This is a genomic window from Labrys sp. ALF-8, assembly GCF_059699065.1.
The window spans coordinates 3,478,771-3,502,660 of record NZ_AP048537.1; the positions used below are offsets into that span (position 1 = coordinate 3,478,771).

21 protein-coding genes are annotated in these 23,890 nt (G+C 65.4%); 5 read left to right on the forward strand and 16 right to left on the reverse strand.

The window, feature by feature from the left end; translation table 11 throughout:
• Positions 1–11: 11 nt before the first annotated feature.
• From AC6H34_RS16025 to AC6H34_RS16035, 3 genes are all read right to left on the reverse strand, one after another.
• Complete coding sequence (locus AC6H34_RS16025) at positions 12–830, reverse strand: carbohydrate ABC transporter permease (RefSeq protein ID WP_448148911.1); 819 nt, start codon at positions 828–830, stop codon at positions 12–14.
• Positions 827–1,768, reverse strand: a complete 942-nt coding sequence (locus AC6H34_RS16030; RefSeq protein WP_497539902.1) for a carbohydrate ABC transporter permease — start codon at positions 1,766–1,768, stop codon at positions 827–829. The genes AC6H34_RS16025 and AC6H34_RS16030 overlap by 4 nt, the downstream gene beginning before the upstream one ends.
• Positions 1,769–1,869: 101 nt before the next feature.
• Positions 1,870–3,150: an ABC transporter substrate-binding protein gene (locus AC6H34_RS16035; protein ID WP_497539903.1), complete on the reverse strand. Its 1,281-nt coding sequence runs from the start codon at positions 3,148–3,150 to the stop codon at positions 1,870–1,872.
• A gap of 220 nt (positions 3,151–3,370) precedes the next feature.
• Between AC6H34_RS16035 and AC6H34_RS16040 the strand changes: the two genes are divergently transcribed.
• The 5 genes from AC6H34_RS16040 (at position 3,371) to AC6H34_RS16060 (ending at position 9,858) form a co-directional block, all read left to right on the forward strand.
• Positions 3,371–4,822 carry an NAD(P)-binding domain-containing protein gene (locus tag AC6H34_RS16040; RefSeq protein WP_497539402.1) on the forward strand — a complete coding sequence of 484 codons (1,452 nt, stop codon included), beginning with the start codon at positions 3,371–3,373 and terminating at the stop codon, positions 4,820–4,822.
• Entirely contained in the window at positions 4,819–5,859 is a 1,041-nt protein-coding gene (locus tag AC6H34_RS16045) for a questin oxidase family protein (RefSeq protein WP_497539403.1), read from the forward strand. The genes AC6H34_RS16040 and AC6H34_RS16045 overlap by 4 nt, the downstream gene beginning before the upstream one ends.
• A 28-nt stretch (positions 5,860–5,887) precedes the next feature.
• Positions 5,888–7,093: an amidohydrolase gene (locus AC6H34_RS16050; protein ID WP_497539404.1), complete on the forward strand. Its 1,206-nt coding sequence runs from the start codon at positions 5,888–5,890 to the stop codon at positions 7,091–7,093.
• Complete coding sequence (locus tag AC6H34_RS16055; protein ID WP_497539405.1) at positions 7,094–8,443, forward strand: 8-oxoguanine deaminase; 1,350 nt, start codon at positions 7,094–7,096, stop codon at positions 8,441–8,443. It abuts the gene before it with no gap.
• 173 nt (positions 8,444–8,616) lie between these two features.
• Positions 8,617–9,858: an amidohydrolase family protein gene (locus AC6H34_RS16060; protein ID WP_448148905.1), complete on the forward strand. Its 1,242-nt coding sequence runs from the start codon at positions 8,617–8,619 to the stop codon at positions 9,856–9,858.
• A 17-nt stretch (positions 9,859–9,875) separates the two neighbouring features.
• Here the strand turns inward: AC6H34_RS16060 and AC6H34_RS16065 are convergent, their stop codons facing one another.
• From AC6H34_RS16065 to cydB, 13 genes are all read right to left on the reverse strand, one after another.
• Positions 9,876–10,712 carry a TIGR01459 family HAD-type hydrolase gene (locus AC6H34_RS16065; RefSeq protein WP_497539406.1) on the reverse strand — a complete coding sequence of 279 codons (837 nt, stop codon included), beginning with the start codon at positions 10,710–10,712 and terminating at the stop codon, positions 9,876–9,878.
• A gap of 1 nt (position 10,713) precedes the next feature.
• The gene (locus tag AC6H34_RS16070) at positions 10,714–11,973 is read right to left on the reverse strand and encodes an FGGY-family carbohydrate kinase (RefSeq protein ID WP_448148903.1); all 1,260 of its coding nucleotides are present in this window, start codon (positions 11,971–11,973) and stop codon (positions 10,714–10,716) included.
• A complete protein-coding gene (locus AC6H34_RS16075) occupies positions 11,970–13,037 on the reverse strand; it encodes a class II aldolase/adducin family protein (RefSeq protein ID WP_448148902.1) in 1,068 nt (355 codons plus the stop codon). Before AC6H34_RS16075 ends, AC6H34_RS16070 begins: the two co-directional genes overlap by 4 nt.
• Positions 13,038–13,149: 112 nt before the next feature.
• Complete coding sequence (locus AC6H34_RS16080) at positions 13,150–14,154, reverse strand: 2-hydroxyacid dehydrogenase (protein WP_448151337.1); 1,005 nt, start codon at positions 14,152–14,154, stop codon at positions 13,150–13,152.
• A 44-nt stretch (positions 14,155–14,198) separates the two neighbouring features.
• Positions 14,199–15,761, reverse strand: coding sequence for an FGGY family carbohydrate kinase (locus AC6H34_RS16085; protein WP_448148901.1), 1,563 nt, complete (start codon positions 15,759–15,761; stop codon positions 14,199–14,201).
• Between the two features lie 60 nt (positions 15,762–15,821).
• A complete protein-coding gene (locus AC6H34_RS16090) occupies positions 15,822–16,946 on the reverse strand; it encodes an ABC transporter ATP-binding protein (protein WP_448148900.1) in 1,125 nt (374 codons plus the stop codon).
• 8 nt (positions 16,947–16,954) lie between these two features.
• Positions 16,955–18,049 (reverse strand): ABC transporter ATP-binding protein, encoded by a 1,095-nt coding sequence (locus AC6H34_RS16095; protein WP_448148899.1) that lies wholly within the window; start codon positions 18,047–18,049, stop codon positions 16,955–16,957.
• Positions 18,050–18,053: 4 nt separating this feature from the next.
• Positions 18,054–18,911: a carbohydrate ABC transporter permease gene (locus AC6H34_RS16100; RefSeq protein WP_448148898.1), complete on the reverse strand. Its 858-nt coding sequence runs from the start codon at positions 18,909–18,911 to the stop codon at positions 18,054–18,056.
• A 10-nt stretch (positions 18,912–18,921) separates the two neighbouring features.
• A complete protein-coding gene (locus AC6H34_RS16105; protein WP_448148897.1) occupies positions 18,922–19,839 on the reverse strand; it encodes a carbohydrate ABC transporter permease in 918 nt (305 codons plus the stop codon).
• 197 nt (positions 19,840–20,036) lie between these two features.
• The gene (locus AC6H34_RS16110) at positions 20,037–21,482 is read right to left on the reverse strand and encodes an ABC transporter substrate-binding protein (protein ID WP_448148896.1); all 1,446 of its coding nucleotides are present in this window, start codon (positions 21,480–21,482) and stop codon (positions 20,037–20,039) included.
• Positions 21,483–21,550: 68 nt separating this feature from the next.
• Positions 21,551–22,507 carry a sugar-binding transcriptional regulator gene (locus AC6H34_RS16115; RefSeq protein ID WP_448148895.1) on the reverse strand — a complete coding sequence of 319 codons (957 nt, stop codon included), beginning with the start codon at positions 22,505–22,507 and terminating at the stop codon, positions 21,551–21,553.
• Between the two features lie 217 nt (positions 22,508–22,724).
• On the reverse strand, positions 22,725–22,871 hold the full coding sequence (locus tag AC6H34_RS16120; protein ID WP_448148894.1) for a DUF2474 domain-containing protein: 147 nt from the start codon (positions 22,869–22,871) through the stop codon (positions 22,725–22,727).
• Positions 22,871–23,878 (reverse strand): cytochrome d ubiquinol oxidase subunit II, encoded by a 1,008-nt coding sequence (cydB, locus tag AC6H34_RS16125; RefSeq protein ID WP_497539407.1) that lies wholly within the window; start codon positions 23,876–23,878, stop codon positions 22,871–22,873. Before cydB ends, AC6H34_RS16120 begins: the two co-directional genes overlap by 1 nt.
• Positions 23,879–23,890: the final 12 nt, after the last annotated feature.

Genomic DNA, 23,890 nt, shown 5'->3' on the forward strand with positions numbered 1-23,890 from the left:
CCGCGTCGAGCTCAGTGGATGCCCTTGGTCAGTCCCTGCACGAAATAGCGGTTCAGGAACAGCACGATCAGGACGATCGGGATGGTCGAGAAATGCGCCAGCGCGCCGAGTGTCCCCCAGGTGATGTCCTTGGTGCCATAGGCCGAGAGCAGAGCCACCGAGAGCGGCTTGGAATCGAGCCTGGTCAGGAACATGGGGTAGAGGAAGTCGTTCCAGGAGAACATCACGCAGAACAGGACCGAGGCGATGACGCCTGAGCGGACGGCCGGCAGCGCCACGCGCCAGAAAGCCCCGAACAGCGTGCAGCCATCGGTGAGGGCCGCTTCCTCCAACTCCTTCGGCAACCCCCTGAAATAGGAAAACATCATCCAGGTCACGAAGGCCGAGTTGAGCATCGCGTTGATCAGCACCACGCTCACCCAGCTGCCGAGCAGCCCGACGTCGCGCATCATCAGATAGAAGGGAATGAGGGCGGCCACCGCCGGCACCATGCGGATGGCCATGAAGAAGTACGCGACGGCGACGGCTGCCCGGCTGGTGGAGCGGGCGAGTGCGTAGCCCGCGGGCACGCCGAGCAGCAGTGACAGCACCACCGATCCCCCCGCAATCAGGAGACTGGAGGAAAGCAGGCTCCAGACGTCGAACAGGCGGAACACGGAGCCGAACTGTTCCAGGGTCGGTACGAAGGTGAAGGTCGGCGGTACCGAAAAGATGTCGCGGGAGGGTTTGTAGGCGGTGGAAGCCAGCCACAGGAAGGGCAGGAGGAAGAATGCCAGCATCACCAGGATGAAGGTGCGCTCGCCGATGCGCCGCAGGCTGCGTGCCTTCATCGTCCGTTGGCCTTTCTGTCGGCCCGGCGTATCAGCCCGATGAAGCAGATGGCGATCAGGGCGATGCAGAGCAGCGTGAGGTTGGCGATGGCCGAGGCCCTGCCGATATTGAAAAATTCGAGACCCTGCTTCACCGCATGCAGCATCAGCGTATTGGTGGCGTTCCCCGGTCCTCCCCCCGTGGTCACGTAGATGCTGTCGAAGACGCGGAAGGCGTCGATGGTTCGCAGGGTCAGCGCCAGGAGGATCGAGGGCAGCATCAGCGGGATCACGACGATGCGCAGGCGCTGCAGGGCCGTCGCCCCGTCCACCTCCGCCGCCTCGAGGATGTCGCCCGGCAGCGCCTTGAGCCCTGCGAGCAGGATGAGGGCGACCAGCGGCGTCCATTCCCATATGTCGATGAAGATCAGCGTGGCGAGCGCCGAGCCGGGATTCGCGAACAGGCCGCGCGGATCGGACAGGCCGAACTCGGCGAGGTAATAGCCCACGAGCCCGTAGTCGGCCATCAGCAGTCCTCTGAAGATGAGGCCGACGACGAGGGGCGTGATCGTGACCGGGATGAGGATAAGTGCGAGGCAGATGCGATTGAAGCGGTCGTCCCGCCACAGCGCCAGAGCGATCGCAAATCCCAGCAGCAGCTCGACGCTCACCGCACCCACCGTGAAGATCACCGTGTTGAGGAAAGCCTGAAGCGAGACGCTGTCGCCGAGAACGTCGATGTAGTTGCCGAGCCCCACGAAGTGGGTGCGTGCCGGCCTCAGGAGATTGAAGTCGTAGAGGCTGAACCACATGCCCCGGGCGAGTGGCCAGACCCCGATCGCCAGCACGTAGAGCACTGCCGGTAGGGTCATGGCGACGAGGAACAGGCGCCGGCGCTGCTGGTAGGCGACGCTCGATCTCTGAGCGGGCTTCAACGCGGAAACGAGGGAAAGGGCCACGCGACGTCCATCAACTGCCATGATCGGATCGGGCCGCAACGAGCGTCATTCCAGCTCTCCGGCCGGAATGACGTTCGGCGACCCACCTTTTTCATCCCGCGCTAGAAAAGCTTCGAGGCGCTTTCCTGGGCTGCGTCGAGAGCCGATTTGGGATCCGCATTGCCGACCAGCACGGCATTCACGGCAGTACCGAGAAGATCCTGGATCTCGGGATACTGCGGAATGCGCGGACGGTATTCGCCATCGCCATGCTCGAAGGTTTCGGCAATCACCGGCAGGAAGGGGAACTTCGCCTTGAGGTCGGCATCCGTCATCTCGCTCTTGCGCAGGAAGCTGCCGGCTCCCATCAGGTTGAACTCCTTGTGCACGGGCGGGCTGACCAGCCATTTGATGTAGGCCCAGGCAGCTTCCTTTTGCTTGTCGGAGATGCCGGCGTTGATGGCCATGCCCCAGCCGCCGATGCCGTAGAGCTTGGGCAGGCCCTCGCCGCGCGGTGCCGTGGTGATCGCGACTTTGTCGACGATCTTCGAGATCGAGGGGTCGTAGTAGCCGGGTGCGCCGACGGACCATGTCTGCATCGTGGCGGCGAGGCCCTGGCGGAAGCTCTCCTCGCGGCCCCCCCAGTCATAGTCGACGGCGCCGGGAGGAGCGGCCTTGTCGAAGAGCTGCTTGTAGACGGTGAGGCTCTTGATGTTCGCTTCCGAATTGAGGGCCGGCTTGCCGTTCGCATCGAGGATGGAGCCGCCCATCTCGGTGTTGTACTGCATCCAGTCCTGCGCGACGGCGGGTCCTTTCTGGCCGTTGGCGACGAAGCCGTAGATCTTCTTGGCAGGATCGGTGAGCTTGTAGGCGGCAGCCGTCATCTCCTCCATCGTGGTCGGCGGCTTGATGCCGGCCGCCTCGAACAGGTCCTTGCGATAGGCGAGTACGTTCGCATAGCCCGCGAACGGGAAGGCGACCTGCTTGTCGCCATAATGACCGAGGGCGTTCAGCAGGGTGGGGTAGATGTCGTCCAGCTTCAGTTCGGAGGCGTCGCGCTTCATCCAGTCGGTGAGGTCGACGGAGTAGCCGTTCTCCGCATATTGCCCGGCCCAGACGATGTCCATGGTGACGAGGTCGTAGCCACCCGTCTTGCCCACGAAGTCGGCCGTGGTCTTGGTGAGCAGGGAGCCGTAGTCGAGGATGTCCACCTTGACGATGGCACCCGTCTCCTCGGTGAACTTGGGCGAGAGCGCCGCGAGAACGGCGGCGAACTGGTCGTTCTGTGAGGCGAGCGTCAGCGTGACGCCGGCGAACTTCTTGTCTGCAGCGATGGCGGAGCCCGCAAAGGCGAGCGTCACCAGGCCCAGAACTGCCACCTTCCTTGTGAAATCCCGTAGCAAATTCACGCCAAGTCCCCTGTTCTGGTTGGTTAAAGGCACTATACAACAAACAAAATCGCACTCAAGCGCACTTGACAAAAAACCGCAAACAATAGAAATCACAAAAGAAAACATATTCGCGCACAAATGACTATATTTTGTGCGGGGTGCTCAAAATTTGGCGCGAGTGAATTCTCAGTCGCGCCTATGGTAATTGCCTGGATGATGTGAGCGACCCGACATGACGGCCTCGCCGGATGACCGCCTCGCAGTTTTGGAAGACCGCGCCCGCGAGGAGATGGCGCGTATCGAGGCATTCTGCGCCGGGTGGCCGGACGAGGGCGACGGCTCGCAGGAGAATCCTGCCATCGTGATCTGCGGCGCCGGCCTGTCGGGCCTGTCGATCGCGTTCGCGCTGAAACGCAAGGGCATCAGGTCCGTCCTGGTCGTCGATCAGGCCGAGGAAGGACGCGAAGGACCATGGGTCACCTGCGCACGCATGCGTACCCTGCGCTCGCCCAAATACCTGTCGGGCCCCGACCTCGGGATCCCCAGCCTCACGGTGCGCTCGTGGTACGAAGCGCTCCACGGTGCCGAGGCGTGGGAGCGCGTCGAGAGAATTGGTCGCACGGACTGGATGGACTACCTCGCCTGGTTCAGGAAGATCGCCGGTATCGAGGTCGAGAACGGCGTCCGCCTCGCTGCGATCGAGCCGGCCGGGAAGGGCCTGGCGCTCACGCTCGAACGGGCCGGCGGCGGCATGCGGAAGGTGACCTGCCGGCATCTGGTACTGGCGACGGGCATCGACGGCTGTGGAGGCCCTCATATTCCCGCCATGGTCCGGGCGCTGCCGAAAACCGCCTGGACACACAGCAGCGAACCCGGGGACATCGACTTCCTGTCCGGGCGGAATGTCGCCATTCTGGGCGGCGGCACTGCCAGTTTCGACTGGGCGGTCGCTGCCCTGGAGGCCGGGGCGCGCAATGTCACCATGTTTGCCCGCAGCCGGGATTTTCCGCGCACGGAAGTGCTGGCCTGGACGAATTTCCCCGGTTTCCTCGGGCATTTCGCCGATCTGCCGGACATCGAGCGCTGGCGCTTTGGGCGGCTCTACTTCGGCTTCAAGGTGCCGCCGACGCAGGACCAGTACGATCGCGCGAGGGGCTATCCGAATTTCAGCATGCGGCTGGGTTGCCGGGTGGACGCCCTGACGATGGAGGATGCCAAGGTCAGGCTCGCCACCAGCGAAGGGTCGTTCGAAGCCGATCACCTGCTGGTAGGCACCGGCTACGAGCTGAGTTTCGCCCTTCGCCCCGAACTCGCCCGCCTCGCCGATGCCACGGCCTTCTGGCGGGACCGTTTCCGGCCGCCGCCCGGCGAGGAGCAGGCATTCCTTGCCAGCCACCCCTATCTTGGGCCCGGATTTGAGCTCATGCCGAAGCATCCCGGCCTCGACGGCTGGGTCTCCCGGGTCCATATGTTCAATGCAGGAGCGCTGGCGAGCCTCGGCCCGATCAGCAACGGCGTCACAGGCCTGAAATATGGCGTGCCCCGTGTCGTCGCGGCATTGGTGAAGGCGCTCTTCACGGAGGACTCCGCACGCTACCTGGCGGCGCTCGCCACCTATCGGGAGGCGCATTTCGATCCGCGCGGCAAGGCGGAGGAGAGCACGAACATGGAGGCACTGGCATGACCCAAGCTGCCGCAATCCTGCATAATGGCCTGGAGGAAGTGCTGTCGCGGGCTCGCGGCGACAGTGTGGAATTCCCTTATCTCCTCGCCAACCACGTGCCGATGGTGTTGATCGCACTGGATCGGCTCGGAGCGCCGCCACAACGCCTGGAGGAGTGGTACGAGCAGTATCGCGCCGCCAACGGACTGGTGCCCATGCCGCCGCCCGTCGCGCCGATCCGGCGTGCGAACTGGCAGGAGGCGCTGGGCGACCGCAGCAGGGAGGCGGACTACCGGGCCTTCTTCGTCGGTGAGGTGGGGCGCCTGGGCATCGCCACCGCCATCCGGACCTATCTGCCGCGTCTCACCGACGGCGTCGCGGCAAGCGCCACGCACCCCCTGATGCGGCTGGCCTACGGCGTGCTCGCACAGAACGGACAGGAAGTCGGCACGGCGCTGGGCTATTGGGCCACCTGCTATCTGCCGCTTCCCGCTGCCACGGGGGCAACGCCGGATACGGACGATCCTGCCGCCATCCTCGCCGATATCGGCACCATCGAGGGCGTCCGCGACTACAAGACGGAAACGGACCTTCTCTGGCACAACATCCGCGCGGTGGCGTCACTGCCGGGGTTCCGTCCGGTGGTGGATCGACTGGCCTTCGATGAGCATCGCACACCGTCCCGCATGGTGGGAACGGCCCTCGCCCTTTTCGCGGCGACCATGGATTTCTCCGCCCTGCATGCCGTGACCGGGTTGCACTGGTTGCGCCTGGTTTCTCCCCATCTCGAACGCAAGGACCCGCTCTACCGCGCCTTCTGGCAGGTCATCGCCTCGCTGGTTCCGAAGATCGGCTTCCCTGTGCTGCCCACGGCGGTGGAACTGGAGGAGATGCGTCGGCGCAAGGCGCCGGGGTGGGATGCCATCAAGCAGGCGGCAATCGCCTCCAATGACGAGCATGACGTCAGCCTCGTATTCTCCTCCCTTCAGGAAGAAACGGTATGGCACGATCCGCTCTATCGCGTCGTCGCCGCCCGGCGGGTGTCGCTGATCCCCTGATCCCCTCATGCGAGAAAATGGAACGCAGATGACGGCTCGTCTGATCGTGGAGAACGCCAGGACCACCGAGGGGCTGGCCGTCGATCTCATTATCGAGGGAGACCGGATCGCTGCGATCGGGCCGGGCATCGCCATCGGTGCAACGGACGAGCAGTCTCGTTTCGATGCCGCGGGCGGCATGCTATGCCCGCCTTTCGTCGATGGCCATGTCCATCTGGACAAGACGCTGATAGGCCTGCCGTTCATTCCCCATATTCCCGGAAACAGCGTTGCAGCCCGCATCGAGGCGGAGAAGACGCTGCGGCGCTCGCTGACGATGCCCGTGCAAGAGCGGGGCGGTCGCCTGATCGAGCAGATTGCCGCATATGGCACGCTGGCCGTGCGCAGCCATGTCGACATCGACACGGAGATCGGTCTCCGCGGCCTCGAAGCCGTGCTGTCGCTGAAGCAGAGCCACGGCCATCTGATCGATATCGAAACGGTCGCCTTTCCCCAATCCGGCGTCCTGCGCGATCCCGGAACGGCCGATTTGCTTGACGCCGCCATTGCCGCCGGCGCCGATCTGGTCGGGGGCCTCGATCCCGCGGGCATCGACGATGACGTGACCGGGCACCTCGACGCGATCTTCGCCGTTGCGCAGAGGCATGGCGTGGGGCTCGACATCCATCTCCATGACGGTGGATCGCTCGGGGCCTTCGAACTGCGCCAGATCGCCGGGCGGACCGTGGCGCTCGGCCTCCAAGGCAAGGTCGCCGTGAGCCACGCCTTCTGCCTGGGCGAGCTTGACGAGGCTGATTTCGGCAGGACGGCCGCCGCGCTGGCCGAGGCGGGCATCTCGATCATGACGACAGCACCGGGTTCCGTTGCCATGCCGCCGGTGAAGCGGTTGCAGGCAGCGGGGGTGCGTGTCTTCTGCGGCTCCGACAATATCCGCGATGCGTGGTCGCCCCACGGCAATGGCGACATGCTGGAGCGCGCCGGCATCGTCTGCGACCGCCAGGACTTCCGCGCCGACGAGGACCTGGCACTTGCCTATGGCCTGGTGACCGAAGTGCCTGCCGCCGTGCTGGGTCGCCGTGATCCTCGGCTCGAGGCCGGGTCGCCGGCAGATTTCGTCATCCTGCCGGCCCGCTCGGTGGCGGAGGCCGTTGCGGGCCGCCCTCTCGACCGTGCCGTGTTTCGGGGCGGGCGACTGGTCGCCGAGAGCGGAAAGCTGCTGGAGGCCTTCGCCTAGATGGAGAGCCGGCTCTGGATCCGGTCGCCTCTGGCGATCCTGGCCGAAGGCGCGGATGGCGGCATCGTCGTCGAGGGGAGCCGCATCGTCGAACTCGTGCCGGCTGGCGGGCAACCGGCTGCTCCGGTGGACGAGCGCTTCGAAGCGGGCGGTCATGTCGTCGTTCCCGGCCTGGTCAACGCCCATCACCACATGTTCCAGAATCTCACGAGGAGCCATCCGGCGGCGATCAACAAATCGCTCTGGCCGTGGATCCGTTCGCTCTATCCGGTATGGGCCAGGCATATGACACCGGAGGCCTTCCGGCTCGCCGTGCGCGTCGCCTTGACGGAATTGATCCTCTCAGGCTGCACCACCACCTCCGACCACCACTACCTCTACGCAGCCGGGCTGGAAGATGCGATGGACGTCGAAGCCGAAGAGGCTGGTCGGCTGGGCATGCGGATCACGCTGACGCGAGGCAGCCTCGACATCAAGGACCAGCAGGGCGTCATCTCGCCCCCCAACGTCGTGCAGAATACCGACGTCATCCTGGCCGACAGCCAGCGTGTGATCGAGCGCTATCACCGGCGCGGAGACGGGGCGATGACTCAGGTTGCCCTCGCCCCCTGCGCCCCTTTCGATGTGAGCCTGGAACTCATGAGGCAGACCGCGGCCCTCGCCGAGCGCCATGACTGCCGCCTGCATACCCATCTGGTCGAGACCCGTGCCGAGGCGGATTTTTGCCGCAACCGCTTCGCCTGCACGCCGGTCGACTATCTGGAGCAGTGCGGCTGGCTGAATTCGCGTGTCTGGCTCGCGCACGGCATCCACTTCGAGGAAGATGAGATCGCGAAGCTGGCGAGACACGGCGTCGGCATCTGCCATTGCCCGACCTCGAACATGGTCCTTGCCGCCGGTCAGTGCCGTACCTGCGAACTGGAAGCCGCCGGGGTGGCGATCGGCCTCGGCGTCGATGGGTCGGCCTCCAACGACAGCTCCAACCTCATGGAGGGCGTCCGCCATGCCCTGATGCTGAACCGGCTGCGCTACGGTTCGGAGGCGGTGACCCATCTCGACGCATTGCGCTGGGCCACGGTGGGCTCGGCCAGGCTCCTGGGACGATCCGACATTGGCGTCATTGCGCCGGGCCGCCAGGCCGATCTCGCCTTCTACCGTCTGAACGAACTGCGCTTCTCCGGAGCCGGGGACCCCCTTGCCGCCCTGGTCCTCTGCGGAGCCACGCAGGCGGACAGGGTGATGGTCGCCGGGCGGTGGCGCGTGCGCGACGGCGCGCCGCTGGGTGTCGATGTCGAGCGGCTGATGGCCGAGCACGGCCGCGCCGCGCGCGCCTTCCTCCAGGCCGTCTGATGGGGCGACCGATGCTGCCGTTCGCTATTGTTCCGGCACAAGGGCCGGAGTCCATGAACATGGCCTTGCGAGGATGCTGTTCATGGGGTCCGCAACGGTCTTTGACCGCCCGGAACGGTGACCATCGTGACCCGATTCGATGCTGCGATCCCCACTAACGCCACGGAGACTTCATGGCCGTCGACTTCGTCATCCGGAACGTGCGCCTGCCCGGATCGCAGGACATGACGGACATCGTCGTGGAGGGCGGGCGGATCGCGGCGATCGCGCCAGGCTTTGTCTGCGATGCGCCGGTCCATGATGCGGCCGGGAGGTTGGCCTGCGCGGGTCTCGTGGAGACGCACATCCATCTCGACAAGGCCGGCATCATCGGCCGCTGCATGCTCTGCAGCGGCACCCTCGCCGAGGCGATCGCCGAGACGGCGAAGGCGAAGGCCGCCTTCACCGAAGAGGATGTCCATGCCAGGGGCGCCGCCGTCATCGAGCAAGCCATTCTCAACGGCACCAATCGGCTCCGGACCTTTGTCGAGATCGATCCGCGGGCGGGGTTTCGCTCCTTCGAGGCGGTCAAGCGGTTGAAGAGGGCCTATGCCGCCGCCCTCGACATCGAGATCTGCGCTTTTGCACAGGAAGGCCTGACCAACGATCCCGAGACGGAAGGAATGCTGGAGGAGGCTTTGAAGTCGGGCGCGGATCTGGTGGGCGGTTGTCCCTATACCGATCCCGAGCCTGTCGAGCATATCCGCCGGATCTTCGACCTCGCCGTGCGCCACGACGTTCCGGTCGACTTCCATCTCGACTTCGACCTCGATCCGCACGGCTCTAACCTGCCGGCGGTGATCGCGGAAACGTCGGCCCGCAACTATGGCGGCCGGGTCTCGGTCGGCCATGTCACCAAACTCTCGGCGCTGCCGCCCGAGGCCTTCGAGCCCATCGGCCGGCGGCTGGCGGAGGTTGGGATTGCGGTCACCGTCCTGCCGGCCACGGATCTCTATCTCATGGGGCGTGGAAAATCTCATCTCGTGCCGCGCGGAGTCACGTCCGCTCACGGGCTGGCGGCGCTCGGCGTGGTGACGAGCATCGCCACCAACAATGTCCTCAATCCCTTCACGCCCTATGGCGACGCCAGTCTTGTCCGGATGGCGAATCTCTACGCCAACATCGCCCAGCTCGGCACGTCGGAGGGGTTGGCGGTCGTGTTCGGCATGGTCACTGGCGAGGCGGCGCGGCTCCTCGGCGATCCCTCCTACGGGCTGGGAACCGGCAGCCCGGCCGATATCGTCCTGCTGGATGCCTCCTCGCCCGCCGATGCCATAGCCCGTGTTGCGCCGGCCGTCGCCGGCTGGAAGGCCGGCCGGCAGACCTTCGTCAGGCCTGGCCCGCGGCTCCTCGCCGGCCCGGGCATCGCTGGATAGCGGCGCCGAAGCGGCCGCTATCCGACCAGGCCGCTCAGGATGACATCCGGCGCCACGCCGTGACGGGCGAATTCGGCGACGAGCTCGGCCTCCTCGAAATCGGCATGGATACCGGTGCGCACCAGCGCGGCCCTGGCACCGAAGCGGTGCGCGCCGACGATATCGTGTTCGACGCTGTCGCCGACGCATAGGATGTTTCCGGGCGTCTGCCCCGCGAGCAGGGCGGCGGCGGCGTATATGGCCGGATGCGGCTTGCCGATCCAAGTGACGGGGCCGCCCAGCGTCTCGTAGCGCTCGGCGATGGCGCCGGCCCCTGGGAACGTGCCCTTCAGCCCCAGTGCGAGGCGGTCTGGATTGGTGCAGAGGCAAGGTATGCCGCGCCGGGCGGCGGGAGCCAGGCTTGCCGCGTAGCTGTCGAGGCTGATCGTCTCGCCCTGGCTGCCGCCGATGATGACGAGGTCCGCTTCCTCGGCCCTGTCGGTCGACGCGAGGCCGACGCTGTCGGCAAGTTCGTGCTCGTCGGAGGAGGCGATGGTCAGGCAGCGTATCGACGGGCCGGGGATCACAGGCAACTCTCCGTCGAGGAGCATGGACCTCGCGACGTCGCCGGAAGTGAGGAAGTGGTCGTAGAGGTCACGCGGGAAGCCGAGCCTCGTCATGCGCTGCGCGTTGGCCTCTCCCGGTTTGCCCGAATTGGAGATGATGACGGTCCGGGTGCCCCGGCTCTTGAGGAGGCGCAGGGCGTCCACTGCGCCTGGATAAGGACGATGACCGTCATGGAGGACGCCGAACTGGTCGAGGAAGACCGTATCGAAGGCGGCGCTCACCGCAGCGAACAGAGGCAGTCCCTTCATGTCACGCCGCCTTCGGCCGAAGCAGGAGGCGGGCGGCGCCGACGCAGGCTTCCTGCGAGAGCGCCGGCTCGAAGGGCACGCCGAGCAGCGACTGGCGTATGCGAGCCCAGGCTTGATTGGCGGCTCCGCCCCCGACGCTGCGAACACTGGCGAGGGCGGGGGCGCCGAGCTCCGTCAGGCGCCGATAGGCAAGGGCCTCGATCTCCGCGATGCCTTCGAGCACGGCCTGGAAGAAGCGGCCCTCGTCGTCCGGACGTGGAGCGAGGCACGGTTCCAGGGCTGGGTCGTTGATCGGGAAACGCTCTCCCGGCCTGCTCAGCGGATAGAAATGCAGGCTTGTCGGCTCGTCCGGATGCAGCTTTTCGGTAAGTTCGGCCAGTTTCTCGCGCGGGAAGAGACCCTCGATCACCTTGCCGCCCGTGTTGGAGGCACCGCCGACGAGCCATTGCTCCCCCAGCCGGTGGCTGTAGATGCCGTAGGCGGGGGCGAAAACGGGCCTGTCCGACAGGAGCTTGAGCACCAGCGTCGAACCGAGGGCCGTCACGCCCTCGCCGATGTGGCTCGCGCCGGTGGCGAGGAAGGAGGCGCAGCCATCGGTGGTGCCGGCATGGACGGCGGCGGCGCCCGGTAGGCCGAGGGCCTGGCCTGTTGCGCCGACCGGGGCGATGGCAGCCCCCGGTTCGAGGACGCGGGGGAGCTTGGCGATGTCGGCGCCCGTGGCGGCAATCCAGTCCGGCCAGCGGCGGGCAATGGGATCATAGCCGGTTTTCAGGGCGTTGTTCTCGTCGGATCGATCGAAGCGCCCGGAAAGTCGGCCGGCGATCCAGTCCGCCTGATGCAGGCAGCGGCGCACGCCCGGGCGATCCTGCATCAGCAGCACCCGGGCGAGGCCCGAGGTGCGTCCGAGCGCCGCGCTCTCTGGCGATGCATGGGCGGCGACGCGCTCGATGATGGAATCATCGTCGCACGGCTCGTTGTACATGCGGGCCGGCCCGACGGGGCTGCCTTCTTCATCGACAGCAACCATCGACCCGGACGTACCGTCGACGGCGAGCGCCCGCAGTGCGGAAAGATCGTGATCGGCAGCGAGCCTGCGCAATGTGCTCTCCACCGCCCGCCACCAAGTCTGCGGCGCGGCTGGATCGTCGTCGAGGGAGGCGAAGTTCGTCGCTGCCATCCCCTCGACCTCGCCCTCGGCGGTGAGGAGGGCCGCGCGCACGCCGGACGTGCCGATGTCGATGCCGAGAACCGTTGCCTTCATGACGCCTTTGCCTTGGCGTCCAGAGCCTGCCGGTATTTTTCGGCCTCCCAATGCGTCAACTGGTAGTCCTGCTCGGGGGACAGACGCCGGACGGCGGCGCCGGCGGGGATACGCGAGGTGACGTCCCACAGGCAGAGCGCCAAGGCGTCCGCCGCGGTGGTAGTCGAGCGATGCAGCACGACGCCGAGACCTGGCAGGACGAGCATGGGCGGCGGGCCGTCCTTGGCCTCGGGTTTGCGCACGGCTTCGCCCGCCGCGATGTCGTCGGTCTCGATGATGCCGGGACCGAGGAAGATGACATGGTCCGGATAGAGCGACCCGCCACGGGCATGGCCGGCGCTGACGGGATCGAGGGCGACGCCGTGGGCTGCCTCGTTGGCCGGCAGGCGATAGTCGGTGCCGGAGACGACGGTTTCGAGCTTTGCGACGTCCGCCTTCGGTGCGGGACGGTGGGGCAGGGCAAGCGCTCGGCAGACGCGATTCAGCCGATCCTCGACCTCGGCAACCGTCGCGCCGGAGACCACGAGCCCGTGATTGCCGAGAACGAGGACATTGGTCGCTGGCGTCGAGCGCGCAACGATCTCCTCGGACAGGGGGACGCCGGGTCGGCAATAGGGCACGAACGCCCAGGCTACGTCGACGAGCACTGCGAACCTGCGGGCGATCTCCGTCTCGCTCCCCGGTTGCGCCGCATGGGCGAGCGTCTCGACGCAGTGGATGTGGGCAACGACCGCATGAGGAATGACGGCATGCACGCTCGTCTCGATCGAAGGGCGCAGGTTGAGGGTGTTGCGCGCCTGGTCGACGAAGTCGACCGCCGTTTCGGCGCGCGGATCTCCGTCCGCCAGAGCGGTGGCGAGGTCCGCGAGCACAACCGGCACCATGATGTCGCGTTCCAGCGCATGGGCGAGCCAGGTGCCGGAGGCCTTGATCCACATCACACCGTCGCGCTTGAGCGAGGTGTTGCCGCCCGCCGCCTGCGTGCGATTGGAGTCGCGCCCGAGTGCGGCCGAGAAGGCATTCAGGGCCCGGAACTCGCTGTCGGCGGCCATGGGATGGGTCATTGGAATGGTCTCCGCTGAAGCGTTGGAGTCTCTTGAGGGATGGTTCCGGGCGTGAGGCCAATCGCTTCCGGCTGCCTTGCGGGGAGGGTCACGCTCGCCCGATAGCCTAGCCTCAACACGGGTTCAGTGGCGGTTTGCCGGCTATATATCGACTTACTTCCTCCGCTGTGGCCTCGGCAGCGAACTTTACCGTCTTCACGGACGCGCCGGCGATATGCGGCGTCAACGTCACATTGTCGAGTTGCAGCAATTCCCAGTCCGGCGGGACGGGTTCGATGCCGAAGGTTTCGATCGCGGCGCCACGCAGATGCCGGCTCTTCAGCGCTTCGGTGAGGGCGGGATAGTCGACCATCGGTCCGCGCGCGGTGTTCACGAAGAAGGCTCCCTTCTTCATGGCCGCAAACTGCTCGGCGGCGATGAAACCCTTGGTTTCTTCGGTGACGCGGGCATGAAGGGTGACGACGTCGGATTTCTCCAGGATGGTCTCGAGCGAAACCTGTTCGACGCCGTCATTGAGATCGCCCACCGAAAGCTGGACATAGGGATCGCAGACCAGGATCTTGCAGCCGAAGGCCTTGAGAATCCGCACCACCTTGGTGCCGACATGGCCGTAGCCGATCACGCCGACGGTCATTTCCGACAGTTCCTCGCCGGTGAGGTCGGCGCGGTAGAGATCGCCGCGCCATTCGCCCCTGCGCAGGGACTCATGGCCGCGCATGATCAGGCGCGTCTCGGCGAGGATGGCGCCGATCGTGAATTCCGCCACGGCGCTGGCATTGCGGCCGGGCGTGTTGACGACGAGGATCTTCCGATCGCGCGCGGCCTTCATGTCGATGTTGACGGGGCCGCCGCGCGAGACCGCGATCATCTTCAGATTGGGCAGGCGATCCATGATCCCCGCCGAGAAGGGGGCAAGCTGGGTCACGGCGATTTCGGCATCGCCGAGCATCGAGACGATCTGGTCGGCCGTGCCCTGATATTCTTTCAGGCCGTCCATGCCGGCTTCGGCGTAGCCATGCTGCATGGGTTCGTCGGGCCAGGGCATTTCGAAGGACTGGATCTCCAGCCCGTTGCCGCATTTGTCGCGGATTGCCTTCTCGAACATGGAAGGCAGCATGAAACGGTCGCCGATAATGGTGATCTTGCGTCCTGTCGATGATGTCACGCGGTAAGCTCCCTTGTGCGGGCGAGGCTCTCCCAGGAGGGTGCCATGGCCTTGCGGATGGCGAGGTATGAGGGATAGAGCTCGCTGTAGAGTTGGTTGAGGGCGGGGTCCGGCGGTGTGGTCTCGCTGAGGGCGGGGGTGACCCAGGCATCCACGGAGGTGGGAATGTCCGGGTAGATGCCGAGTTGCACGGCCGCCATCATCGCCGCCCCGGCGGCACCGCTTTCCTCGCGGTTGACGGTGCGAACCTCCGCTCCGAGCATCGAGGCGAGGATGACCCGCAGCGCCCGTGAACGCGCGGCGCCGCCGCCGAGACGAACTTCCTGGGGGATCATGCCTGTCGCGAGGTAGCAATCGCGCGAGGCGAAGGCGAGCCCCTCATAGACCGCCCGGACCATGCCGGCATAGCTCGTCCGGTTGGTGAGGCCGCTGAACTGGGCGCGCGCATAGGGATCGAGGAACGGGCCACGCTCGCCCGCTTCCAGGATGTAGGGATGGTAGAGCGCGGACGCCGGCGGTGCGTCGAGGACACGCTTGTCCATGGCGGACAGCATGGCGGCACGGCTGGTTTCCGCACCGGCGGCCGCCGCCGCCTCGCGCCCCGCATCGAGGATCCAGTCGATATTGACGGTCGCCGCCATGTTCGACTGCAGCGCGAGAGAGGCGCCGAAGATGGGGAAGCACATCGTATAGCCCGAAAGCGATGCGTTGAGCTTCACCGCGTCCAGCGTGGCGGTGTAGCGCATATGCATGCCGGTGGTGCCGATGATGGTCAGACCCACCTGGCCGGAGCGGTCGAAGGCGCCACCCCCAAGGCCCGTGCAGGCGACGTCGAGATAGGCCAGGATAACCGGCAGGCCCTCAGGAAGGCCGGTCGCGGATGCGGCGGTGGCACTCAGGCCATGCGAGATCTCCGTGCCCTCCACGATCGGCGGCAGCAGCCTTGAGCAGTCGGCGATGCCCATCTGTTCGAGAATGACGGGCTCATAGGCGCGCGTACGGAAGTTGCCGAAGGTGAAGCTCGCTTCGGCCGGGCAGGTGGCGCGCTCGCCCGTCAGCTTGAAGTAGAGCCAGTCCTTGCAATGGAATGCCGTGCTGGCGCGCGCGATTCGCTCGGGCTGATTTTCCAGCAGCCAGGCGAGCTGACTCGAACTCATGCAGGCGCTAAGCCCGCACCCCGTCAATTCGAAGTGCCTTCGGTAGGCGTCCGAGCGCATGTAGGGCGCTATCAGGCCGGCGGCGCGTGAATCGAGCCAGAGAAGGGCTCCCCCAACCGGCTCGCCCTCCCGGTCGACCAGCCAGGTCCCGTCGCCCTGGCCAGTCACCGCCACCGCCGCGACGCGCGCGGCGAGGTCAGGAATGGCATCGTGGAGCTCGCGCAGGGTGGTGGCGCAATCGCTCCAGGTTCGATGCATGTCCTGCTCCACCTGGCCAGGGCCCGGTGTGGCATAGGAATTGGGCCGCGAAGCCATGGCAAGCTGCTTGCCGGCCAGCGTGAACACGACGGATTTGATTACGGAGGTCCCGGCATCGATGCCGATGAGCAGGTCACGCTCCATGGCTGATCCTCGAGACCTGCCGGTAACGGCAGGCAGTATCGACCGACTTCCGACCCATGGTTACGCCGCCTCGGTGCCGTGGCTGAGGGCAACGCCCGTTTCCACGTCGAACACGTGGAGACTCGGCAGGTTCACCTGGTAGTTCAGCGTATCGCCCGCCTTGGCAGCAATCGGGTTGTGAGAGACCGCCACCAGCAGTTTCCCGGCGACATCCATGGCCAGATGGCTCTGGTCGCCCAGCCATTGGTTCGAGACGACGCGCGCCTGGTTGGGCCCCGTGCCAAGCCTGACCGAATGAGGACGGATGCCGACGACGCACCGGCCGCGATTGCCGATGGCCGAGCGCACCGCCTGCGGCACTTCGGAGGCCGCGAAATCGAACACCGGCCCGTTGGCGACGGTGAAGACAAGCCGTTCTCCGTTGGAGATCGAGGCGTCGAAGACGTTCATCGGGGGTTCGCCGATGAAGGTAGCCACGAAAAGGTTTGCAGGCCGCTCCTTGAGGTCCTTCTGGTTGGCGAACTGCTGCAGGACGCCGCCCTCCATCACCGCGATGCGATCCGCGAGCGCGTTTGCTTCGGTCTGATCGTGCGTGACGAAGATCGAGGTCATGCCGCGCTCGACCAGAAGGCTCTTCAGGCGCCCGCGCAATACGGCGCGCAATTGCGGTTCGAGCTGGCCCATCGGCTCGTCGAGGAGGTAGAGATCGGCCCGACGCACCAGGGCGCGAGCAAGAGAGGCGCGCTGCTGCTGCCCGCCTGAAATCGAGGAGGGGTAGCGGTCGAGGATCGGCTCGATCTCCACCAGCGCCGCGACCTCGGCGACGCGCTTGGCGATCTCAGCCTGCTGCATGTTGGAGCTCTTGAGCGCGAAGGCGATGTTGTCGCGCACCGTCAGCGGCGGATAGAGCGAATATCCCTCGAAGGCCATCGCCACGTTGCGTTTGGCCGGAGGCAGATGCTCGACCCGGCGGCCGGCCAGCGAGATGCTTCCCTTGGATACTTCCTCGAAGCCCGCGATCATGCGCAGGGTCGAGGTTTTGCCGCAGCCCGAGGATCCGAGAAGGGCGACGATCTCACCCTTCTCGATCGCCATGTCGAGGGACTTGACGGCGTGGACCGGCGGCTTGCCGCGGCGCTGATAGATCTTGTCGACTTTGTCGATGACGAGCGCGATGTCAGCCATGTCGGAACTCAGTTCGAAGTAGGGGAGATGCGGCGCCCACTCGCGGCGTCGAACACCAGTACGGCGTCGCGGTCGAAACGTGCGAAGGCCGGGCCGTGGCGGCGCGAGACTTCCTCGTTGCCAGGCTCGGCGGCGAGGAGTTCGTGGCCGTCGGCGGTGCGCAGCAGGAGCACGCTCTTTTCGTTGAGCGGGGTGATCGCCACGAGTTCGACCGGGAAGCTCTCGGCCGACGGGGTTTCGTCGACGGCCAGTGCTTCCGGCCGGATGCCGAGCTTGCAGGCCTTGCCGGCGACATGGGCATAGCGCGCCGGCAGCGAGAGCGAGACACCGCCGAGGTTGAAGACGGGCTGCCCCTCGCGAAGCGATGGCTCCGCGTCGATGACGTTCAGCGTGGGATCGCCGAACAGGCGGGCGACGCCCAGGGTGGCAGGCTGGAGATAGACCTCTGCCGGTGTCGCGACCTGCACGAAATCGCCATCCAGCAGCACGGCGATGCGATCGCCCAGAGCCATGGCCTCCTTGTAGTCCTGCGTGACGTAGAGCACCGTGGACCCGGCATTCTTCAGGAGCGAGGGTAGTTCCAGGCGCATCTCGTAGCGCAGTTTGGCATCGACGTTTCGCAGGGGATCGTCGAGCAGGAGGATGCGCGGATCGGAGACCAACGCACGCGCCAGCGCCGTACGTTGCTTCTGGCCGTTGGACAACTCGCGCGGGGCGTGCTGCAGCACGTGGCTGATCTTGAGGAGCTTGCCGACGCCTTCGACCTTGCTGCGGATCTTGTCGGCCGCGGATTCACGCGCGGTGAGGGCGCTAGCGATGTTGTCATAGGCCGACATGTGCGGAAAAAGCGCGAAGTTCTGGAACGCCATGCCGACACCCCGCGTCTCCGGCGCCGCATCCGTGACATCGCGCCCCATGAGGCTGATGCTGCCCGAGTCCACTTCCTCGACGCCGGCGACGAGGCGTAGCAACACGGTCTTGCCGGTGCCGGAAGGGCCGAAGATCACCACGATCTCGCCCTCGCCGGCCGTCAGCGACACGCCCTTGAGCACGTCTCCGGTCTTGAAGCTCTTGCTGACCTTGCGGATTTCGACTTGCGCCATGGGATCAGCCCTTCACCGCGCCGAGGGAGAGCCCTTCGACCAGATAGCGTTGTGCCCATAGGGCGATGGCCAGAGTGGGCGTGATCGACAGCACGATGGCTGCGGCGATCTGGCCGTACTGGATGCCGGATGCCGTGACGAAGGCGAGCGATCCCACCGTCACCGGCTGCTTGGAGGCCGAGGCGAGCACCAGCGCGAAGACGAAATTGTTCCAGCAGAAGATGAAGGCGAGCAGGCCCGCCGCCGCGATGCCGGGGCCGGCAAGCGGTACGGCGATGCGCGTGAAGGTCTTCAGCCAGGAATGGCCGCCGATGCGATAAGCCGATTCGATGTCGGGCGAGATGTCCTCGAAATAGCCGCGCACGATCCAAAGGATGAGCGGCAGCGAGATGAGCTGGTAGACCCAGATCAGTCCCACATAGGTGTCGGTGAGGCCGATCTGCTGGTAGTAGAGCGACAGCGGCAGCAGCACGAGGAGCGGCGGCGCGAAGCGGAAGGACAGCAGCGTGAAGGCGATATCCTCGCTGAGCGGGAATTTGAAGCGTGCGAAGGCGTAGGCCGCGGGCACGCCGAGCAGCAGAGAGATCAGCACCGAGACGCCCGAAAGCAGCACGCTGTTCCACAGATTGTTCATGAAGGCGATGTCGAGCGTGCCGGCGGCCGATACCAGCTTGCCGGTGATCAGCGCCGTGTAGTTGCTCAGGGTTGGCGTGAAGAACAGGCTGGGCGGGATGCGCAGGATGTCCTCGTTCGTCTGGAACGACATCAGGAAGATCCAGAAGATCGGGAACAGGAAGAAGATCAGGATCAGCGAGATGAGTGTCCCGCGCAGGATGCGTTCGAGGAGGGATGTATGTTCCATGATATCCTCCTCAGGCCAGACCGCGCGCGCGTTCGCGCAGCTTGAGGTGCTGTTTCACGAAGATGTTGGAGAGGGTGTAGGTGATCGCCCACAGGATGATGAGCAGCGCCGCCGACTTGGCGACGTTGGTATACTGGTAGAAGTCGAGATAGGAGCGCACCTGGAAGACGAGCAGCGTGTTGCCGGGACCGCCCTGTGTCATCGAATAGATGATGTCGAACTGCTGGATGGAATCGAGCAGGCGGAACAGCATGGCTGTCATCAGATAGGGCGCCAGCATCGGCAGGGTGATGCGGAAGAAGACGAAGTGGCGGGGCACGCCGTCGAGCGCGGCCGCCTCGAAAGGCTGCCGCGGCAGCGAGCGCAGGCCGGCCAGCAGCAGGATCATGATGAAGGGCGTGTAGACCCAGACATCGACCAGCACGACCGTGAATAGGGCGGAGCTGGGGTCCGAAGCCCATTTGAAGTTGCTGATGCCGATGCACTGCAGGAAATAGGACAGGATGCCGAAGCCGGGATTGGTCATCAGCTTCCACATCAGTGCGGCGAGCGCGGGCGCCGTCATGAGGGGCAGCAGCAGGAGCACCGATACCGTGTTGTTGAAGCGGGTCTGGCGCTGCAGCAGCACGGCTATGGCCAGGCCTAGCAAGACCTCCACGCCGACGGTAAGCCCCGTATAGAGCAGCGATACTCTCACCGTATTCCAGAACTCGGGATCGGAGAGAAACCCGATATAGTTCTGGAACCAGATGAAGCCTTTCATGGCCGGCATGTTCAGGCGATAGCGCAGCAGCGAGTAATACACTGCCGTCACGAACGGAATGAGGATGCCGATGCAGACGATCAGCGCCGGAAGACTGAGGATATAAGGCAGGAACTTGATCCTGCGGCGGCGCGAGGCCGGTACGGCGACGGCATCGTCGGTCATATCGGGACACCCTTGGTGCGATGTGGCATTGAACGGGGCAAGGTCGCCCCTCTCCACGCCGGGGCATGGAGCATTCGGTTTCCCGGTGCGGGAGTTGGCCGGGATCGGCGGCGCGGAGGGAGGAGATCCGCGCCGCCGAACCGCCGGCTGCAGGTTCCGGGACGAGCCGTCCCGGAACCTGGTGTGTCGTGGCTGCCTCAGCCGAGGCCGGCGTCGGAGAGCTGCTTGTTGATCGCGGCCGCGAGCTGGTCCAGGCCCTCGTCGACAGGTACTTCCTTGGCGACCATCTTCTGCAGCGTCTCGGCCCAGAGGGTGGTGACGTCGAAGAAGAGGGGCTGCGGCGTGAAGTAGATCTGCGCGCCGGGCGAGGAGGCCGTCAGCTGGTCGAAATAGCCGCTGTAGGACTTCTCGAGCTTGGCCTTGAAGTCTGCGTTGGTGGCGACTGACTGGCGGACCGGGTTGACGAAGTCCATCTTGATGGCGCCGAACATGTCATGCTCGGTCGAGGAGGCCCACTGCATGAAGTACCAGGCGGCATCCTTCTGGGTGCCGAAGGCGTTCATGGCCAGCGCCCAGATCCACACGTTGGGCGTGGGTGCCTTGGCGTCGGGATTGGCGGCAAAGGCGTGGAAGCCGAGATTGCCCTTCTCCTTGTTGTCGCCGCCATTCATGAAGTAGCCGAGAATGTCGGCATCGAAGATGGTGGCGGAGGCGCCGGCGCCCAGATCCGTGCCGACCTGATACCAGGTGTAGGTCGACCAGTTCTTCGGTCCGGAATTCTGCACCATCTCGACGAAGAGCTTGTGGTAGGCCTTGGACTCGGGCGTATCCATCGCAGCCTTCAGCTTGCCGTCGGCGCTGACCGTAAGGTCCTTCTGGCCGTAGTTGGCGTAGCCGGACAGGAAGCCGGGATGGATGGTTGCCCAGGAACGCGAGCCGCGCACGCCGATACCATAGGGGCCGCCGAGGTCCTTGGTGAGCTTCGCCGCCTTTTCGACGAGGTCCGGCATGTTCTTCGGCGGTTCGACGCCGGCCTTCTCGTACATCTTGCGGTTGTAGCTGATGGAGTTCAGCTCATAGCCCCAGGGAATGCACCACTGCTTGGCATCGCTGGAACCCAGCGCCGCGCCGGGCACGCCGTTCCAGGCCGTCGAAGCGCGCAGGCCCGGCAGCACGTCGTTCCAGTTGTAGGTGGGGTTCGTCTTGGTCGCGTCGCTGATATAGGGGTTGAGATCCTCCACCCAGCCGGCCGGACCGTAGGTCCAGGTCATGTAGGCGCCGCTCATGAAGGCGTCGTATTGCGTGGACTTGGTCGACAGGGCGGCCGTCACCTTGTCGAAATAGACGTCCTCCGGGAAGATGTCGTAGGTGACGTCGATGCCGGTCAGCGTCTTGAAGTTGGCAAGATCGGCGATCATCGCGTCCGCGTAGGGATGCTTGTTCAAGAGCAGATGCAGCTTGCTGCCGTTGAACTTCTTCCAGTCGAAGTCGGAGGCGGCCATGGCACGAGTGGCCGCGGCGTTGAGCATGAAGTTCGCGAGCGCGGCGGAGATGCCGAGCTTGGCGGCGCCGGACATCAGCTCGCGCCGGCTGATCTTGCCGGCCTTGTATTGATCAAAGAAGTCTTCGCCCTTCTGGGACATCGTTTCATCTCCTCTATCAGACCATTTTTCGTTGTTCTTAGTGGGTCCAGGTTCTTTTGCCTGGCTTTTCAAGCGGTCAGCGTTCTGGCTGTCCTCTCGTCCATGATGATGCCGTAAAGCAGGCCGCTGGCCAGCACGGCGCGAATGGCGTCTATCTTCGAGCGTCCCCCTGCGAGCGCTATGGTCTTGTGCCGGCCGATCTCCGCTACCGGCATGGACAAGGTGCGGGCCGAAAGGCCGTTTTCGATGACACGGCCATCGATGCCGAAGATGTGACCAAGCACCTCGCCCATGCCGCCGGCCGCACGAGCGGCGTCGAATTCCTCGCGCTCGATCATGCCGGTCGCTACCGAGGACGCATCATATTCCATCGTGCCGATGCCGACGATGCGCAACGAGGCCTGGATGCCGAGTTCCACCACCTCCCGCACTCCCCGCTGGGCGAGGAAGACCGCGCGGTCCTCGACGGAATTGGCATAGAAGGGCAAGGGGAGGACGTAGGTCTCGGCACCCGTGCGCGCGGCGAGACGGTGGATCACGTCATAGGGCGTGGCCGAGTTGCGGCGGGTGAGGCCGCCGAGCAGGGACACCAGCTTTCGCTTGCCGATGCTCATGTTGGGCAGGCGGGCCACCGACGTCGAGAGCGTGCGGCCGTGGCCGAACCCGATGATCTGGTCCTCGCCCGTCTCGAGCGACCGTCGCAGGAAGCGACTGCCGGCGATGCTGAGCGTCAGCAAGGGCAGAGGTTCGTCGTCGAGATCCGGACAGACCTCGCAGAACTTCACGCCGAAACGCTGGCGCAGCTTTTCCTCCAGCCGCAGGCAGTCCGAAATGTCGCCGTCGATGGTGAAATGAATGAGGCCGTCGCGATGGGCGCGGGCGATGAGACGATGAGCCTTCAGGCTCGGCACGCCCAGCCGCTTGGCGACCTCGCCCTGTGTCAGCCCGGCGCCATAATGCAGCCAGGCGGCACGGACGCTCAGGTCGAACTCCTCCTCGGAATATTTTGGCGCCTCGGTCAGCATTCCCTCAGACCTGATATTTTTTTCTTATGCTGAAGTTTATTTCAAACCTCTTGCCATCTGTCAAGGAGGGCTGCCGCTGAGAGGCCTATTGTCCGGAAGGGGGCGGCGAGGCCGGGTCGATGCCGATTTCCAGGCGCATACGGGAGGCCCGGCAGCCGGAAACGGGCGGCTGCTTCCGGAACTCATGGGCAGGCCCAGGCAACCGGCGAGCGGCGTTTCAGACCGTCATTCCGGCCGCATTCATCAGCAGGCGAAAGAGGATGGCGACAAGGGCGAGGACGGCGACGCTCGCCGTCCAGAGCAGCGCCAGCCAGCCGAGGCGGCGCGCCCAGATCGCCGGCCGGGAGCGGGTTGCCAGGGCCATCAGTGATAGCCCTCCCCGGTTCGGACCTTGCCGCGGAAGACGTAGTAGGACCATGCGGTGTAGGCGAGGATGAAGGGGATGATGAAGAGCGCGCCGACCAGCGCGAACCCCATGCTCTGGGGCGGAGCCGCCGCATCCCAGATCGAAAGCGCGGGTGGCACGATGTTGGGCCACAGGCTGATGGCAAGGCCGCTGTAGCCGAGGAACAGCAGCAGCAAGGCCAGGACGAATGGTGCGGCATCGCTTCCGCTGCCGACCGTGCGCAGGAGAGCCCAGCTTGCCAGCAGCACGAGCACGGGAACCGGGGCGAAGAACAGGAGGTTGGGCAGCGAGAACCAGCGGAGGGCGACCTCCGGATGGGCATAGGGCGTCCAGATGCTGACGATGGCGATGGCCGCTAGCAGGGCGAGCATCACCGGCCGCGCGAGTTCGCGCATCCGTGCCTGCAGCAGGCCTTCGGTCTTCATGACCAGCCAAGTTGCACCCAGCAGCGCATAGGCGGCGAGCAGGCCGACGCCTGTGAAGAGGCTGAAAGGCGTGAGCCAATCGAGCAGGCCGCCCGCATAGGCGCCGTCCGCGACGTTGAAGCCGTTCACGAAGGCGCCCAGCGCCACGCCCTGCGAGGCGGTGGCGATGTAGGAGCCCCAGGCGAAGGCATTGTCCCAGAATGGCTTGTGGGCTTCGTCGGCCTTGAAGCGGAACTCGAATGCCACGCCCCGCCATATCAGCCCCGCGAGCATCGCGACGAGTGGCAGGTAGAGCGCGCTAAGGACGATCGAATAGGCGAGGGGGAAAGCGGCGAGGAGGGCCGCGCCGCCGAGCACCAGCCAGGTCTCGTTGCCGTCCCAGACCGGCGCGACCGTATTCACCATCGTATCGCGGTCCTCGCGATCGGGGACGAAAGGAAAGAGCAGGCCGATCCCAAGATCGAATCCGTCCATGATGACGTACATCATCAGGCCGAAGCCGATGATGATGGCCCAGAGCAGCGGAAGATCGATACCCATGGTCATTCCTCC

Excerpts from the sequence above, each read along its gene's own strand:
- AC6H34_RS16105 (WP_448148897.1), bottom strand. The coding sequence starts at position 19,839 with ATGACCGACGATGCCGTCGCCGTACCGGCCTCGCGCCGCCGCAGGATC.
- AC6H34_RS16070 (WP_448148903.1), bottom strand. The coding sequence starts at position 11,973 with ATGAAGGCAACGGTTCTCGGCATCGACATCGGCACGTCCGGCGTGCGC.
- AC6H34_RS16090 (WP_448148900.1), bottom strand. The coding sequence starts at position 16,946 with ATGGCTGACATCGCGCTCGTCATCGACAAAGTCGACAAGATCTATCAG.
- AC6H34_RS16075 (WP_448148902.1), bottom strand. The coding sequence starts at position 13,037 with ATGACCCATCCCATGGCCGCCGACAGCGAGTTCCGGGCCCTGAATGCC.
- AC6H34_RS16080 (WP_448151337.1), bottom strand. The coding sequence starts at position 14,154 with ATGCTGCCTTCCATGTTCGAGAAGGCAATCCGCGACAAATGCGGCAAC.
- AC6H34_RS16085 (WP_448148901.1), bottom strand. The coding sequence starts at position 15,761 with ATGGAGCGTGACCTGCTCATCGGCATCGATGCCGGGACCTCCGTAATC.
- AC6H34_RS16120 (WP_448148894.1), bottom strand. The coding sequence starts at position 22,871 with ATGGCCCTGGCAACCCGCTCCCGGCCGGCGATCTGGGCGCGCCGCCTC.
- cydB (WP_497539407.1), bottom strand. The coding sequence starts at position 23,878 with ATGGGTATCGATCTTCCGCTGCTCTGGGCCATCATCATCGGCTTCGGC.
- AC6H34_RS16095 (WP_448148899.1), bottom strand. The coding sequence starts at position 18,049 with ATGGCGCAAGTCGAAATCCGCAAGGTCAGCAAGAGCTTCAAGACCGGA.
- AC6H34_RS16110 (WP_448148896.1), bottom strand. The coding sequence starts at position 21,482 with ATGTCCCAGAAGGGCGAAGACTTCTTTGATCAATACAAGGCCGGCAAG.
- AC6H34_RS16040 (WP_497539402.1), top strand. The coding sequence starts at position 3,371 with ATGACGGCCTCGCCGGATGACCGCCTCGCAGTTTTGGAAGACCGCGCC.
- AC6H34_RS16055 (WP_497539405.1), top strand. The coding sequence starts at position 7,094 with ATGGAGAGCCGGCTCTGGATCCGGTCGCCTCTGGCGATCCTGGCCGAA.
- AC6H34_RS16100 (WP_448148898.1), bottom strand. The coding sequence starts at position 18,911 with ATGGAACATACATCCCTCCTCGAACGCATCCTGCGCGGGACACTCATC.
- AC6H34_RS16115 (WP_448148895.1), bottom strand. The coding sequence starts at position 22,507 with ATGCTGACCGAGGCGCCAAAATATTCCGAGGAGGAGTTCGACCTGAGC.
- AC6H34_RS16060 (WP_448148905.1), top strand. The coding sequence starts at position 8,617 with ATGGCCGTCGACTTCGTCATCCGGAACGTGCGCCTGCCCGGATCGCAG.
- AC6H34_RS16045 (WP_497539403.1), top strand. The coding sequence starts at position 4,819 with ATGACCCAAGCTGCCGCAATCCTGCATAATGGCCTGGAGGAAGTGCTG.
- AC6H34_RS16065 (WP_497539406.1), bottom strand. The coding sequence starts at position 10,712 with ATGAAGGGACTGCCTCTGTTCGCTGCGGTGAGCGCCGCCTTCGATACG.
- AC6H34_RS16025 (WP_448148911.1), bottom strand. The coding sequence starts at position 830 with ATGAAGGCACGCAGCCTGCGGCGCATCGGCGAGCGCACCTTCATCCTG.
- AC6H34_RS16050 (WP_497539404.1), top strand. The coding sequence starts at position 5,888 with ATGACGGCTCGTCTGATCGTGGAGAACGCCAGGACCACCGAGGGGCTG.